Annotated in this window: 16 protein-coding genes; 14 read left to right on the top strand and 2 right to left on the bottom strand. The window is 73.0% G+C overall.

The annotated features are described in order from the left end of the window. Positions 1-2 precede the first annotated feature (2 nt). The 9 genes from O7614_RS13165 to O7614_RS13205 all read left to right on the top strand — a co-directional run bounded on the left by O7614_RS13165 (position 3) and on the right by O7614_RS13205 (position 9,194). Entirely contained in the window at positions 3-1,361 is a 1,359-nt protein-coding gene (locus tag O7614_RS13165; RefSeq protein WP_278138739.1) for an O-antigen ligase family protein, read from the top strand. Next, entirely contained in the window at positions 1,358-2,962 is a 1,605-nt protein-coding gene (locus tag O7614_RS13170; protein ID WP_278138740.1) for a polysaccharide biosynthesis C-terminal domain-containing protein, read from the top strand. Before O7614_RS13165 ends, O7614_RS13170 begins: the two co-directional genes overlap by 4 nt. An 8-nt stretch (positions 2,963-2,970) precedes the next feature. Continuing rightward, on the top strand, positions 2,971-3,873 hold the full coding sequence (locus O7614_RS13175) for a sulfotransferase domain-containing protein (protein ID WP_278138741.1): 903 nt from the start codon (positions 2,971-2,973) through the stop codon (positions 3,871-3,873). Beyond that, the gene (locus tag O7614_RS13180; RefSeq protein WP_278138742.1) at positions 3,870-5,132 is read left to right on the top strand and encodes a hypothetical protein; all 1,263 of its coding nucleotides are present in this window, start codon (positions 3,870-3,872) and stop codon (positions 5,130-5,132) included. Before O7614_RS13175 ends, O7614_RS13180 begins: the two co-directional genes overlap by 4 nt. A gap of 214 nt (positions 5,133-5,346) precedes the next feature. After that, on the top strand, positions 5,347-5,826 hold the full coding sequence (locus O7614_RS13185; protein ID WP_278138743.1) for a UDP-N-acetylglucosamine--LPS N-acetylglucosamine transferase: 480 nt from the start codon (positions 5,347-5,349) through the stop codon (positions 5,824-5,826). Beyond that, complete coding sequence (locus O7614_RS13190; protein ID WP_278138744.1) at positions 5,823-6,494, top strand: glycosyltransferase; 672 nt, start codon at positions 5,823-5,825, stop codon at positions 6,492-6,494. Before O7614_RS13185 ends, O7614_RS13190 begins: the two co-directional genes overlap by 4 nt. Beyond that, positions 6,491-7,414, top strand: coding sequence for a glycosyltransferase family 2 protein (locus O7614_RS13195; RefSeq protein ID WP_278138745.1), 924 nt, complete (start codon positions 6,491-6,493; stop codon positions 7,412-7,414). The genes O7614_RS13190 and O7614_RS13195 overlap by 4 nt, the downstream gene beginning before the upstream one ends. A 98-nt stretch (positions 7,415-7,512) precedes the next feature. Next, the gene (gene aroC / locus O7614_RS13200) at positions 7,513-8,691 is read left to right on the top strand and encodes a chorismate synthase (protein WP_278138746.1); all 1,179 of its coding nucleotides are present in this window, start codon (positions 7,513-7,515) and stop codon (positions 8,689-8,691) included. Continuing rightward, a complete protein-coding gene (locus O7614_RS13205; RefSeq protein WP_278138747.1) occupies positions 8,691-9,194 on the top strand; it encodes a shikimate kinase in 504 nt (167 codons plus the stop codon). Before aroC ends, O7614_RS13205 begins: the two co-directional genes overlap by 1 nt. 119 nt (positions 9,195-9,313) lie before the next feature. On the opposite strand, the gene O7614_RS13210 is transcribed toward O7614_RS13205, so the two are convergent. Continuing rightward, positions 9,314-10,042: an alpha/beta hydrolase gene (locus O7614_RS13210; protein WP_278138748.1), complete on the bottom strand. Its 729-nt coding sequence runs from the start codon at positions 10,040-10,042 to the stop codon at positions 9,314-9,316. 79 nt (positions 10,043-10,121) lie between these two features. Here O7614_RS13210 and O7614_RS13215 point away from each other — a divergent pair, with 79 nt between their 5' ends. The 5 genes from O7614_RS13215 to nusB all read left to right on the top strand — a co-directional run bounded on the left by O7614_RS13215 (position 10,122) and on the right by nusB (position 13,710). Further along, complete coding sequence (locus O7614_RS13215) at positions 10,122-11,120, top strand: YafY family protein (protein ID WP_278138749.1); 999 nt, start codon at positions 10,122-10,124, stop codon at positions 11,118-11,120. Between the two features lie 10 nt (positions 11,121-11,130). Next, positions 11,131-12,210 carry a 3-dehydroquinate synthase gene (gene aroB / locus O7614_RS13220; protein WP_278138750.1) on the top strand — a complete coding sequence of 360 codons (1,080 nt, stop codon included), beginning with the start codon at positions 11,131-11,133 and terminating at the stop codon, positions 12,208-12,210. Continuing rightward, positions 12,207-12,632, top strand: coding sequence for a type II 3-dehydroquinate dehydratase (gene aroQ / locus O7614_RS13225; protein ID WP_278138751.1), 426 nt, complete (start codon positions 12,207-12,209; stop codon positions 12,630-12,632). The genes aroB and aroQ overlap by 4 nt, the downstream gene beginning before the upstream one ends. A gap of 86 nt (positions 12,633-12,718) precedes the next feature. Continuing rightward, positions 12,719-13,276 carry an elongation factor P gene (gene efp / locus O7614_RS13230; protein ID WP_088990319.1) on the top strand — a complete coding sequence of 186 codons (558 nt, stop codon included), beginning with the start codon at positions 12,719-12,721 and terminating at the stop codon, positions 13,274-13,276. Positions 13,277-13,299: 23 nt separating this feature from the next. Beyond that, on the top strand, positions 13,300-13,710 hold the full coding sequence (gene nusB / locus O7614_RS13235; RefSeq protein WP_278142245.1) for a transcription antitermination factor NusB: 411 nt from the start codon (positions 13,300-13,302) through the stop codon (positions 13,708-13,710). Positions 13,711-13,785: 75 nt separating this feature from the next. On the opposite strand, the gene O7614_RS13240 is transcribed toward nusB, so the two are convergent. Then, a complete protein-coding gene (locus tag O7614_RS13240; RefSeq protein ID WP_007458348.1) occupies positions 13,786-14,274 on the bottom strand; it encodes a transcriptional regulator in 489 nt (162 codons plus the stop codon). Between the last annotated feature and the right edge of the window lies 1 nt (position 14,275).

The following is a 14,275-nucleotide window of genomic DNA, read 5'->3' on the forward strand; positions in this document are numbered from 1 at the left end:
CCGTGTCGGTCACCCGCGCCCCGGCGACCGAACCGCCGCCCGGAGGTGTTCCGGCCGTCGTCGCGCCCGCACCCCGGCCCGCGCCGCCACGGCTGCCGCTCTGGCCGCTGACGCTGATGTTCGCCCTGGTGCCGCTCTGGTGGTTACTCGGAGCGTTCTACCTCGGGTGGCCCCTGCTGGGCGCGTTGCTGTTGGCGCTGCTGTTCACCCGAGGGCGGGTGCCGCTGCCCCCGGCGGTGGGCATCTGGCTGCTCTTCCTCGCCATCGTGCTGGTCAGCGCCACCCGGCTCGCGTCGCCCGCCTCGCTGCTGACGTTCGCCCTGCGCCTGGCCTTCTATCTGACCGCGCTGGTGGTCGGGGTCTACGTCTACGCCGCCGCCCGGGAACGAGCGAGCCTGGTGGCGGTGCTCACCCCGCTCTGCGCGTTCTGGTTCGGGTTGGTGGCGCTGGGTTGGCTCGGGGTGCTGGTGCCCCGACTCGCGATGACCACCCCGATGGAGGTGCTGCTGCCCGGCGGGGTGGCCGGCACCCCGTTCATCCAGGACATGGTGCACCTGACCACGGCCGAATACAGCGCCCGTTCGCTGAACCCGATCTACCGCCCGGCCGCGCCGTTCGCGTACACCAACAACTACGGCAGCGCGTACGCGATGACCATGCCGTGCGTGGTGGCGTACGCGATGCTGCGCCGGCAGGGGGCGCTGCGCTGGGCGCTGCTGGCGTCGCTGCCACTGTCGCTCGCGCCGGCGTTCCTCACCCTCAACCGGGCGATGTTCCTCAGCCTGGGCGCCGGGCTGGCGGTGCTCGGGGTGCGGGCCAGCCTGCGCGGCAACGTCCGGGTCGCCGCCTCCATCGTCGGGGTCGTGGTGATCGGCGCGTTGGCGACGTTGTTCATTCCGATCACCGACCTGATCAGCCAGCGGGTCGACTCCAGTGACACCAACACCGACCGACTCTCGCTCTACACCGAGGTGATCCGTCGGGTGCAGGAGTCGCCGTGGTTGGGCTACGGCGCACCGGTGAACGTCGACACCGTGTCGGCGGCCGCGCCGATCGGCACCCAGGGTCAGCTGTGGATGGTGCTGTTCAGTCACGGCGTACCCGCGCTCGTCTGTTTCCTGGCCTGGTTCGTCGCGTCCGCGGTGATCTGCGCGCGGGCGACCTCGGCGGCCGGGCAGTGGTTGGCGGTGGTGCCGGTGGTCTGCCTGGTCCAGGTCCCGTTCTACGGCATGGCCAATCAGAACCTGTCGGTCGCGTTCTTCGCGGTCGCCTTCGCGATGGCGCTCACCGAACGCGAACGGCTGACCCGGTCGACCGCACCGCGACCGCCGGCCACACGGGACGCGGCGGTGCCCGCATGACCGCCGCCACCCGACCTCCGGCCGTTCCCGACGAGCCGGTCGCCGGCGCGGCGGCGGACGCGGGTTCGGCGGAGACCCGCCGCAGCGCGCGCAGCGGCGTCGCCGGGCTGCTCGGCGCGGCCACCAGCGGGCTGTTCGGGTTCCTGCTGGCCGTGGTCATCACCCGGGGGTACGGCACGGCCGGCGCGGGCGCGTTCTTCGCCGCGATCGGGGTGGTCACGGTGGCCACCGCGGTCTGCACGCTCGGCGCGGAGACGGGTCTGATGTGGGGGTTGCCCCGCCGCACGGCCGGTGCGCGTGGGGACGCGGCGCGGCTGCTCCCGGTGGCGCTGATCCCACCGCTGCTGGCCGGGCTCCTGGTCGCCGGCGTCGGCGTGCTGGTCGCGGACGCGCTCGCACCCCGGCTGCTGGGCGGTTCCGGTGTGAGCGGCGACGCGCTGCTCACTGTCACGTTCGCCGCGGTGCCGGTGGTGGTCGCGATGACCTTGTTGCTGGCCGCGTTGCGCTGCGTACGGCCCATCCGGGCGTACGTCGGGGTGCAGTTCCTCCTGCTGCCGATCGCCCGCCCGGTGCTGGTCGGCGCCGCCGTGTTGGCCGGCGGCGGCCTGCTCGCCGGCATGACCGGGTGGTTGGTGCCGGCGGCGTTGGCGCTGCTGGTCTGCCTCACCCTGGTCGCCGGCCCGCTCGGGCTGGGCCGGGGCGCGACGCTCGCGCCGACCCGCTCCGACTGGTCGACGTTCTGGCGCTTCGCGCTGCCCCGGGCCGCCTCGGCGGCCATCGACGCGGGCAGCATGTGGGTGGGTGTGCTGCTCACCTCCGTGCTCGCCGGGCCGGCGGACGCCGGCGTGTTCGGCGCGGTCGGCCGGTACGTGCTGGCCGGTCAACTGGCCATGCAGGGGCTGCGGGTGGCGGTGTCGCCGCAGTTGTCCCGGCTGCTCGGTCGGGGCGAGCGGGCGGCGGCGGCGGCCGTGCACCGGCAGTTGACCATCTGGGGGCTGGTGCTGTCCTGGCCGGTGTACCTGCTGCTCGCGGTCTTCGCGTCGGCGTTTCTGCACCTGTTCGGGCCGGAGTTCACCGCTGGCGTTCCGGCGCTGACGGTGCTCGCGCTGGCGATGCTGGTCAACACCGGGGTGGGCAACGTGCAGAGCCTGCTGTTGATGAGCGGGCGCAGCGGGCGGCACCTGGTGGCCACCGTGGCCGGGTTGACGGTGACCGTCTCGTTGGGCCTGTGGCTGATCCCCCGCTACGGGGCCACGGGCGCGGCGGTGGCCTGGGCCGCCGGCATCGCCACCGAGAACCTCACCGCGGCCGGCTTCGCCCGGTCGGTGGTCCGGGAGCCGCTGTTCGACGCGGCGATGGTGCGGGCCGCCGGTGCCACGGTCGCCGCTGTGGGGCTGGCCGCCGCCGCCGGCGTGCTGGCGGGTGGTCGCGGCCTGCCCGGCCTGGCGGTGGCGCTGGTGGTGCTGCTGGCCGGCTGCGTCGGCATGTTGACGTTGCCCCGGGTGCGTGCCGGCATCCGGGGGACCATGAGGCAGATCCGTGGCGGGGGCCAGGCGACTGCGGCCGCCGAACCCGCCCCGGCATCGACGAGAGGCAGGTGAGGTCCGTCGTGGCGTCCATCCGTGACCGGGTCAAGCAGTTGGTCCCGACCCAGGTGACCACCCGGGTGAAGGAGTCGCTTGTCGACTACGGGGTACGCACCAGTGATCGCCGGCCGCTGCCGGACTTCCTGATCATCGGCACCAAGCGGGGTGGCACCACCTCGCTGTGGAACTACCTCATCCAGCACCCGTTGGTGCCCCGCCTGTTCCCGGCGTGGAACACCAAGTCGGCGCACTACTTCGAGGAGCACTGGGGTCGCGGCGAGGCGTGGTACCGCTCGCACTTCCCGACCGAGCGGCAGCGCGATGCCCTGGCCAAACGGCACGGCGGGCCGGTCCAGGTCGGTGAAGCCGCCCCGTTGTACATGTTCCATCCCCTCGCCGCGCAGCGGGTCTCCGCGCTGATGCCGACGGTGAAGCTGATCGTGCTGCTGCGGGACCCGGTGGAGCGGGCGTACTCGCACTGGAAGGAACGCCGCACCCACGGCATCGAGCCGTTGGACTTCGCCGCCGCGCTGGCCGCCGAGCCGGAACGCACCGCGGGGGAGCGGGAGCGGCTGATCGCCGAGCCGGAGTCGTTCAGCGAGGCGTACGACTGGTACACGTACCGGGCCCGGGGGCGCTACCTGGAGCACCTGGAACCATGGTTGGCACGCTTCGACGCCGACCAGATCCTCTTCCTGCCCAGCGAGGATCTCTACCGCGACTCCCGCGCGACCTACCGGCGCACCCTCGACTTCCTCGGGCTGCCGGCGTACGACCTGCCGAATTTCAAGGTCTACAACGACCGGCGCTCGGCACCGCTGGAGCCGACGGTTCGTGCCGAGTTGACCGACTACTACCGGCCGTACAACGACGCGTTGCGTCAGCGGCTCGGGCTGGACCTCGACTGGGCGGACCGGGCGGCGTGACGACGCTGGTGGGCGCGGACGCCGACCCACGCTCCCGGGTGGACGGTCTGGGCTGGGTGAGCCGCGCGGTCTTCCCGGACGAGCGGGTCGGCCTGACCGTGCGGGGCGCAGCGCCGGCCGGTCACCGGCCGGTGGCCCGGTACGCGGTGGTGCCGTCGATCGCCCGGGCCCGGTTCCTGGTGCCGTTGGGCGCTCCCCGGGCCGGGGCGGCGTCGCTGCTGGCGTACAACGCGCTGCGGCCACCGAAGGTGCGCGCGTTGCGGGCGGTGCTGGGCGGGTTGGCCCGGTTCGGTCGGGTGGGGCTCGCGCCCTTTCCGACGCTGACCGTCTCGGTGCCCGCCGGGTCGTCGGCGGCCGAGTTGCTGCTGACCGAGCGGCTCGCCGCCGACCTGGGCGGCACGCCGTTGCTGGCCGCGTGCGGGGTCCGGCCGCCCGACCCGAACGGCAAGCCGACCCTGCAGCTCTTCACCGCCGACGGTCGTCCGCGCGGCTACGCGAAGATCGGCTGGAACGACGCGACGCGCGCGCTGGTCGCCGCGGAGGCGGCGGCCCTGCGCGGGCTGGGCGCGGTCGCCGGCGTGGCGGACCACCCGACGCCGCCGAGGCTGCTCACCGAGACGGCGTGGGCGGGCCAGGTGGTCGCGGTGATCGAGCCGTTGCCACCGGCGGTACGCGGTGTGCCGGTCGACGACCCTCCGCGGATCGCGGCGCTGCTCGCGGTCGCCCGGCGTGGCGGCCCGGCGGGTACGCCCCGACCACTGGCCGGGTCGGCCTTCCTGACCCGGTTGGCCGGGCTGGCTGATCGGGCCGCCGTGGCCGAGCCAGCGGGTGCGCGGGCGGTCGCGGCGGTCTCCGCGCTGGCCCGCCGGCATGGCGACACCAGTGTGGAGTTCGGCCACTGGCATGGTGACTGGGTGCCGTGGAACCTGGGCTGGCACGCCGGCCGGTTGGTCGCCTGGGACTGGGAACACAGCGCCCCGGACGTGCCGGTCGGCTTCGACCTGGCGCACGACGCGTTCCAGCGGGCGCTGGTGTTGCGGGGAGAGTCGGCCGACGCGGCGGCATCGGCCGTCGACGGACACCTGGGCCGACACGGCGAGCGGCTCGGCCTCGACGCCGCGCGGCGGCGGCTGGTCGCCGACGCGTACCTGGTGGAGATGTGGCTGCGGACCTGGCGGCTGGCCGACGCGGGCGCGGGCTGGAACGCCGCGCTGCATCCCGCACTGCTGGACGTCATAGAGAAAAGACATAGCGGCTGATCCGGGGGAATCGCGGCGTCGGGGGTGCGTCGCAGAGTGACGACAAAATCGCAGGTGGTGATGACGATCGATGGACTTTGGACGATCGGTGTGTCCGACGGCCCGATCTGGAGATCGACGTCTCGTCCGGTCGCGCTATTCAACGACCGGACATCGTGTGATCTGCTTCTGCCTGGCGTGAACCTGAATTCCAAGCGAACTTGTGGGGAGTCGCGTGGACACGAAGAACGACGACGATGCGGCCCCGGTGCTGCTGCTGGTCGGATCCAGCGGCGGCCACCTGGCCCAACTACTCGCACTGAGGCCCTGGTACGAGCAGTGGCGGCGCTGCTGGGTCACCTTCGACACCCCGGAGGCGCTGTCCCTGCTGGCCGGTGAGGACCTGGTGCCGGCGCACCACCCGACCACCCGCAACGTGCCGAACCTGCTGCGCAACGCGCTGCTGGCCTGGCGGGTCCTGCGGGCACGGCGGGTCGCCGCGGTGGTCACCACCGGCGCCGGGGTGGCGGTCCCGTTCGTGGTGCTGGCCCGGTTACGGCGCATCCCGACCGTCTACATCGAGGTGTACGACCGGATCGACACCCCGACCCTGACCGCCCGCCTCTGCCGCCCGTTCCTGTCCGCGATGCTCGTGCAGTGGGACGAGCAGCGCCGGCAGTACCCCGAGGCGACCGTCGTGGGGACGCTGCTGTGACCGGCGAGACGGGCACCGCCCGGCGTCCGCAGCCGACCGTCGAGGCGGCCCGCCTTCCCCGTCAGCGCGACAGCACGTCGACGTCCCAGGTCCGGGTGTTGGTAGCGGTCGGCACCGACAAGCATCGCTTCGACCGGCTCGTCGACTGGCTGGCGCAGTGGCACGCGCAGGCCACCGACCCGGTCGCGCTGACGGTGCAACACGGGCACACCGCCGTGCCACCGCTGCCCGGCGCGGTGCCGTTCCTCGGTCACGACGCGCTTCAGCAGGCGATGGCCGACGCCGACCTGGTGGTCTGCCACGGCGGCCCGGCGACCATCCTGGAGGCCCGCCGGCACGGCCACCTGCCCATCGTGGTGCCCCGCAACCCGGCGCACGGTGAGCACGTCGACGACCACCAGCTCCTCTTCGCCCGCCGTCTCGGCGCCGCCGGGTTGGTGGTGCTCTGCGAGACCCGGGAGGCGCTGCACGACGCGTTGACCGCCGGGCTGGCCGACCCGACCCGCTACGCGGTGGCCACCGACCCGGAGGCGCACGAGGCACGACGGGCGGCGGTGGCCCGGGTCGGGCAGATCGTCGACGACCTGGTTGCCGGCTCGACCCCGCGCCGGTCCCGGTGGCGGGCCCGGTCCCGCCCGCGTCCGGGCACGAAGGAGACCTCCCGATGACCCCGCAGCCAAGCGTCAGCGTCGTGGTGCCCACCCGGGACCGTCCCGAGCTGCTGCGCGCAGCGGTGCGCGCGATCCTGGGCCAGGAGTACCCGGGCCCGATCGAGGTCGTGGTGGTGTTCGACCAGTCCGCGCCGGACGAGTCGCTGACCGACCTGGGGAGCGGCCCGGACCGCGCGGTGCGGGTGATCCGCAACGTCCGTACCCAGGGGTTGGCCGGCGCGCGCAACAGCGGCACCCTGGCGGCGCAGGGCGAGCTGGTCGCGTTCTGCGACGACGACGACGAGTGGCTGCCCGGCAAGCTGGCCGCCCAGGTCGACGCGCTGGCCGCCAACCCCGCGTCCGAGTTCGTCTGTTGCGGCATCCGGGTCAGCTACGACGGCAGCACCGTCGACCGGGTGCTCGACAAGGAGCGGATCACCCTGGACGACCTGCTGCGCGACCGGATGACGGAGCTGCACCCGTCGACCTTCCTGATCCGCGCCACCGCGCTGCGCGACGGGTTCGGTCTGGTCGACGAGGAGATCCCCGGCAGCTACGCGGAGGACTACGAGTTCCTGCTCCGGGCCGCCCGCAGCGCTCCGTTGATCAACCTGCGGACGCCGTCGGTGCTGGTCCGCTGGCACAAACGCTCCTACTTCGCGCAGCGCTGGGACACCATCTCCGAGGCCCTGCAGTGGCTGCTGCGGCGCTACCCGGAGTTCGCCAGCCAACCGGCCGGTGCGGCCCGCGTCGCCGGGCAGATCGCGTTCGCCCAGGCCGCCTCGGGCGACCGGCGGGGCGCGGTGCGCTGGGCGCGACGCACCCTGCGGAGCAATCCCCGCGAGCCGCGCGCCTACCTGGCCCTCGCCGTCGCCGGTCGGGTGGTCCGCGCCGACGCGGTGCTGCGCACCCTGCACAAGCGCGGCCGGGGGATCTGAGCTGCTGCCGCCCGGTCCGCCCCGGCGGCGGCGTCCGCAGGGCGGGACGCGCCGGGCGGCACGGCGGGGCAGCGACCGGCCGTGACAGACTGAGCACCGTGTTGCGCTGGCTGACTGCAGGTGAATCGCACGGTCCCGCCCTCGTCGCGATGTTGGAGGGGGTGCCGGCCGGCATCGAGGTGACCACCACCGTGATCGCCGACGAACTGGCCCGTCGGCGGCTGGGCTACGGCCGCGGCGCCCGGATGTCGTTCGAACGCGACGAGGTCGAGCTGCTCGGCGGCCTGCGGCACGGCGTCACCCTGGGCAGCCCGGTGGCCATCCGGGTCGGCAACTCCGAGTGGCCGAAGTGGCAGACCGTGATGGCCGCCGACCCGGTCGACCCCGACGAGTTGGCCCGGCAGGCCCGCAACGCCCCACTGACCCGTCCCCGGCCAGGCCACGCCGACCTGGCCGGCATGCAGAAGTACGGCCACACCGACGCCCGGCCGATCCTGGAACGCGCCAGCGCCCGTGAGACCGCCGCCCGGGTCGCCGTCGGCACCGTCGCCAAGGCACTGATCCGTCAGGCGCTCGGCATCGAGATCGTCTCGCACGTCGTCGAGCTGGGCCCGGTGGCCGTGAAGCCCGGGCTGCGCCCCGTGCCGTCCGACGCCGCCCGCATCGACGCCGACCCGCTGCGCTGCCTCGACCCGGAGGCCAGCGCACTGATGGTCGCCGAGGTCGACGCCGCGAAGAAGGCCGCCGACACCCTCGGCGGCGTGGTCGAGGTGTTGGCGTACGGGGTGCCGCCGGGGTTGGGTAGCCACGTGCAGTGGGACCGCAAGCTCGACGCCCGACTGGCCACGGCGCTGATGTCGATCCAGGCGATCAAGGGCGTGGAGATCGGCGACGGCTGGCAGCAGGCCCGGTCCCGTGGCTCGGAGGCGCACGACGAGATCATTCCGTCGGCCACCGGCGTCCGCCGGGTCACCGACCGGGCGGGTGGCCTGGAGGGTGGCATCACCACCGGCGAGCCCCTGCGGGTCCGCGCCGCGATGAAGCCGATCTCCTCGCTGAACCGCGCCCTCTCCACCGTGGACGTCACCACCGGTGAGCCGGCCACCGCGATCAACCAGCGCTCCGACGTCTGTGCGGTGCCGGCCGCGGCGGTCGTCGCCGAGGCGATGGTGGCGCTGGTGCTCGCCGAGGCGGCCACCGAGAAGTTCGGCGGCGACTCGATCGCCGAGATCCGCCGCAACCTGGCCGGTTACCTCGACGCGCTGGTCATCCGCTGATGGCACCGGTCGTCGTGCTGGTCGGAGCACCCGGCTGCGGCAAGACCACCGTCGGGCGGGCGCTCGCCGACACCCTCTCGGTGGAGTTCCGCGACACGGACATCGACATCGAGCAGATGGCCGGCAAGCCGATCCCGGAGATCTTCATCGACGAGGGAGAGGAGCACTTCCGCAAGCTGGAACGGGCCGCGGTGGCCGCGGCGCTGGCCGGCGGCACGGGCGTGCTCGCCCTCGGCGGGGGCGCGGTGTTGGCCGAGGAGACCCGGGCCGCCCTGGTCGGGCACCGGGTGGTGCACCTCTCGGTCGAGCTGCCCGACGCGGTGAAGCGGGTCGGGCTCGGCGCCGGCCGTCCGCTGCTGGCGATCAACCCGCGGGCCACCCTCAAGCACCTGCTGGACCAGCGTCGGCCGCTCTACGCCGAGGTAGCCACCGAGACGGTGACCACCGACGGCCGGACCCCGGCAGCGGTCGTCGCCGAGATCGCCGCGCTGCTGCCCCGCTGACGCCCGGGCCCCGCCCCAACCCCGTCGATCATGGAGTTGTGGTGGGGACGAACTGCCTGTGGACCCGCAAACCCGGCACCACAAGTCCATGATCGACGAGGACGGAGTCGGCCGGCGCCTCAGCCCCGGGCGGCCGCGTCGAGGATGTCGGCGAGAGCCTTCGGCTCGCTGAGCATCGGCCAGTGCCCGGTCGGCAACTCGAACAACGGGCCGCCGGCCAGGCCGGTGAAGAACGGGTGCCCCTCGTCGATCATCTGGCGGACCACGGCGAGCGGGAACGTGCTGGCGACCAGCGCGGTCGGCACCGGACGACCGCCGGTGCGGCGGACCGGGTCGGTGGCCGCGCGCAGCGGCTGCGGGGTGGCCCGGGCGCGCAGCAGAGCCAGCGTTGGCTCGTCCAGACCGGCCAGGTTGGTCGGGTCGGCGGTCGGGTCCCAGGCCGGCGGCGGCAGCAGGTCACCGTCGCCGATCGCGGCCCGGAGCCGTTCCTGCTCCTCCGGCGGCACCGTGTCGAACTGCGCGGTGCCGTCCGGCAGCGGCCCGCTCTCCACGTAGACCACCCGGGCGATCCGGTCCGGGATGCGGTCGGCCGCCTGGGCGACCGGCATGCCACCACCGGAGTGCCCGACCAGCAGCACGTCGCGCAGATCCTCGACCTCGATCAGCCGGACGATGTCCGCGGTGTGCGTCTCCAGGCCGACCTCCGGCCCGGCGAGGTGGTCCCGCTCGGCCAACCCGGTCAGGGTCATCGGGTGGACCTCGTGCCCCTGCGCCCGCAACGTCGCGGTCACCTCCCGCCACGCCCAGGCGCCCAACCAGAACCCCGGAACCAGCACGAACGTCGCCATCTGTCGCTCCTTCTCTCGGTTACCGACAGACCGTACGATCGAAAGCGGACAGAATCCGCCCGGTTTAGAGGAGTGGCCCGTGTCACATCCCGCCGGTCGGGTGCTGGCTCTCCTCGAGGTGTTGCAGACCCGGCACCGCGCTACCGCGGCCGAGCTGGCCGGCTGGCTCGGCGTCGACGAGCGGACCGTGCGCCGGTACGCGGCCACCCTGGTCCAGCTGGGCATCCCCGTCACCGCTGACCGGGGCCGCTACGGCGGCTACCGGCTGCACTCCGGATACAAGCTGCCGCCGCTCATGCTCACCGACGACGAGGCGCTGGCCGTGCTGCTCGGCCTGGTCGTCGCCGAACGCGTCGGGCTCGCCACCGAGCAGCCGGCCACCGCCACCGCCCTGGCGAAGATCCGCCGGGTGCTGCCGGCGGCGCTCGCCGACCGGCTCGCCGCCGTGCAGGAGCAGCTGGGCTTCACCCTGCGTCGACCGGAGCAGGAGCGCGGACCGGCGTCGGGCACGCTGCTCACGCTCGCCTCGGCGGCCCGACAGCGGCAACGGGTGGCACTGGACTACCGCTCCTGGCGGGGCGAGCGCTCGCACCGGGAGCTCGACCCGTACGGGCTGGTCTTCCACGCCGGCCGTTGGTATGTCACCGGCCATGACCACCGGCGCGGGGAGGTTCGCACCTTCCGACTGGACCGGATCGGCGCGGTGACGACCGGCCCGGCGACGTTCGCCGTGCCGGACGACTTCGAGGCGGTCGCCTGGGTGACCCGGTCGCTGGCCGGGGTGCCGTACCAGCACGCTGTGGAGGTGCTGCTGGAGACCGACCTGGTCGCCGCCCGCCGCCGCATCCCGCCCAGCGTGGCCGAGCTGACCGCCACCACCGACGGCGTGCTGCTGCGGGCTCGGGCGGAGAGCCTGCCCGGTATGGCCGCGCTGCTCTCCGGTCTGGGCTGCCCCTTCACCGTGCGACAGCCGGAGGCCCTGCGCACCGCCGTGGCCGAGCACGCCCGCCGACTGGCGCAGTGGGCCGCCCGGCCAGCAGGTGGACAGACGCCGTCGCCGCGCCGTCCGCTGGACTAGGCTGCCGGCGATGGACGAGGTGACCCGGATTCCGGTCGGCGGCGAGCGGCCGTACGACGTGTTGGTGGGGCGTGACCTGCTGGGCGCGCTGCCCGGCCTGCTGCCCGGGGCAAGTCGGGCGGCGGTGCTGCACGCGCCCCCGCTCAAGGCTCTCGCCGACGCGGTTGGTGAGCGGCTGCGCGTCGCCGGCGTCGAGCCGCTGCCGATCGAGGTGCCCGACGCCGAGTCGGGCAAGCAGATCGACGTCGCCGCCGCCTGTTGGGACCGGCTCGGGGAGGCCGGTTTCACCCGTACCGACGCGGTGGTCGGGGTGGGCGGCGGTGCGGTGACCGACCTGGCCGGTTTCGTCGCGGCCTGCTGGTTGCGCGGGGTGCGTTGGGTTCCGGTGGCGACCTCGCTGCTGGGCATGGTCGACGCCGCCGTCGGCGGCAAGACGGGGATCAACACGGCCGCCGGCAAGAACCTGGTGGGCGCGTTCCATCCGCCGGTCGGCGTGCTGGCCGATCTGGCCACCCTGGACAGTCTGCCCGCTGTCGACGTGGCGGCCGGGCTCGCCGAGGTGGTCAAGTGCGGGTTCATCGCCGACCCGGCGATCCTCGACCTGGTCGAACGCGACCCGGCGGCGGCCACCGACGTACGCGGGCCGGCGTCGCGGGAGCTGATCGAACGGGCGATCCGGGTCAAGGCCGACGTGGTCGCCGGTGACCTGCGCGAGTCGGGCGTGCGGGAGGTGCTCAACTACGGCCACACCCTCGCCCACGCGATCGAGCAGAACGAGGGCTACCGGTGGCGGCACGGGCACGCTGTCGCCGTCGGCCTGGTGTACGCCGCCGCGCTGGCCCGGCTCGCCGGCCGGCTGGACGCCCCGACCGCCGAGCGGCACCGGGTGACCCTGTCCGCGCTGGGTCTGCCGGTGAGCTACCCGGCCGACGCCTGGCCGCGCCTGCTGGCCACCATGCGGGTGGACAAGAAGGCGCGGGGCAACCGGCTGCGGTTCGTGGTGCTCGACGGGCTGGCCCGCCCGGCGATGTTGGAGGGCCCGGACGACGCGCTGCTGGCGGCCGCCTACCAGGAGGTTTCCCACCCGTGAAGGTCTACGTCCTGAACGGGCCGAACCTGGGCCGCCTGGGCACCCGCGAGCCCGAGGTGTACGGCGCGACCACCTACGCCGACCTGGTCGCGCTGTGCGAGGCCACCGGTCGGGAGCTGGGGCTGGACGTGACGGTCCGGCAGACCGACGCGGAGCACGAGCTGCTCGGCTGGCTGCACACGGCGGCCGACGAGCGTGCGGCGGTGGTGCTCAACCCGGCCGCCTGGTCGCACTACTCGTACGCCGTGCGGGACGCCTGCGCCATGCTGCGGGGGCCGTTGGTGGAGGTGCACCTCTCCAACATCCACGCCCGAGAGGAGTTCCGGCACCACTCGGTGGTCTCCGCGGTGGCGACCGGTGTGATCTGCGGCCTCGGCATCGACGGTTATCGTCTCGCCCTGCACCACCTGACCACCCGCTGAGCGCCCGCCGGAAGCGGGGACCGGTCAATTAGACGCAGGCAGTAGACTTGCCAGGTCTGTCCGCCAATTGATGATCAAGGCAGGAAATGGCCTCCACCAACGACCTCAAAAACGGCCTGGTTCTCAACCTGGACGGCGAGCTCTGGGCCGTCGTCGAGTTCCAGCACGTCAAGCCCGGTAAGGGTGGTGCCTTCGTGCGCACCACGCTGAAGAACGTGCTGTCCGGGAAGGTGGTCGACAAGACCTTCAACGCGGGCACCAAGGTCGAGACCGCGACCGTTGACAAGCGCACGATGCAGTACCTGTACGCCGACGGCGAGGACTTCGTCTTCATGGATCTGGAGACCTTCGACCAGATCACCGTGCCTGGCGGCACCGTCGGCGAGGCAGCCAACTACCTGCTGCCCGAGGCGGAGGCGACCGTCGCCCAGCACGAGGGTGTGCCGCTCTACATCGAGCTGCCCACCAGCGTTGTGCTGGAGGTCACCTACACCGAGCCGGGCCTGCAGGGCGACCGTTCGACCGGTGGCAACAAGCCGGCGACCGTGGAGACCGGCGCCACCGTGCAGGTGCCGCTGTTCATCACCACCGGCGAGAAGATCAAGGTCGACACCCGCGACGGCCGTTACCTCGGCCGCGCCTGATGGCTGAGGGTTCCAAGCAGCAGATGCCGGCGCGCCGCAAGGCGCGCAAGCGGGCGCTGGATGTCCTCTACGAGGCCGACCTACGGGACAAACCTCCGGTGGAGGTGCTCGCCGGCTACGTGCAGCGGATCGAGCAGCCCCGACCGGAGCACCTGGGCTACGCGGTGGGTCTGGTGGAGGGTGTCGCCGAGAACCTCAACCGGATCGACGAGCTGATCGCCAGCTACGCCGAGGGGTGGACGCTGGAGCGGATGCCGGTCGTCGACCGGAATCTGGCCCGGATCGCGGTCTACGAGTTGCTCTACGTCGACGAGATCGACGACGCGGTGGCGATCAGCGAGGCCGTGGAGTTGGCCCGGCAGATGTCCACCGACGACTCGCCGCGCTTCCTCAACGGGGTGCTGGGCCGGATCGCCGAGTACGCGACCCGCTGATCGAGCCAGCACCAGCACCACTATCGAAAAGGGCCCGTGCCGGATGGCACGGGCCCTTTCGGGTGGAGCTACTGCTCAGGAGGCGAAGAACGCCCGGGGGTCGGCCACCAGCACACCGTGCTCGGTGAGCCGCTCGATCAGGCCCGACGGTGAGGCGTCGTACACGATCGCGAGTGCCCGCAGGTCGTCGGCGCGGATGGAGAGCACCCGGCCGTTGTAGTCACCACGCTGCTGCTGGATGGCGCGGGCGTAGCGCGCGACGTAGGCCAGGTCCTCGGAGGCCTCGTCGTAGAGCCGCTCCAGGTCCAGGACGATCTTGCTGGTGGGCTCGTGCCGGACGCCGCTGCCGTCCGGCAGCAACTCCGAGACGGGGACACGGTAGAACTCGGCCAACTCGGCCAGACGGGACACCGTCACGGCCCGGTCGCCGCGCTCGTACGAGCCGACCACCACGGCCTTCCAGCGCCCGTTCGACTTCTCCTCCACACCCTGCAGGGAGAGACCCTGCTGTTGGCGGATGGAGCGCAGGCGGGCGCCCAGCGACTTGGCGTATTCAGAGGGCATT

Source organism: Micromonospora sp. WMMD961 (assembly GCF_029626145.1).
In the GTDB taxonomy this organism is placed as follows: Bacteria; Actinomycetota; Actinomycetes; order Mycobacteriales; family Micromonosporaceae; genus Micromonospora.

Coding starts and splice junctions, on each gene's coding strand:
- aroB (WP_278138750.1), top strand. CDS start 11,131: ATGGACGAGGTGACCCGGATTCCGGTCGGCGGCGAGCGGCCGTACGAC.
- O7614_RS13240 (WP_007458348.1), bottom strand. CDS start 14,274: ATGCCCTCTGAATACGCCAAGTCGCTGGGCGCCCGCCTGCGCTCCATC.
- O7614_RS13205 (WP_278138747.1), top strand. CDS start 8,691: ATGGCACCGGTCGTCGTGCTGGTCGGAGCACCCGGCTGCGGCAAGACC.
- O7614_RS13210 (WP_278138748.1), bottom strand. CDS start 10,042: ATGGCGACGTTCGTGCTGGTTCCGGGGTTCTGGTTGGGCGCCTGGGCG.
- efp (WP_088990319.1), top strand. CDS start 12,719: ATGGCCTCCACCAACGACCTCAAAAACGGCCTGGTTCTCAACCTGGAC.
- nusB (WP_278142245.1), top strand. CDS start 13,300: ATGCCGGCGCGCCGCAAGGCGCGCAAGCGGGCGCTGGATGTCCTCTAC.
- O7614_RS13170 (WP_278138740.1), top strand. CDS start 1,358: ATGACCGCCGCCACCCGACCTCCGGCCGTTCCCGACGAGCCGGTCGCC.
- O7614_RS13195 (WP_278138745.1), top strand. CDS start 6,491: ATGACCCCGCAGCCAAGCGTCAGCGTCGTGGTGCCCACCCGGGACCGT.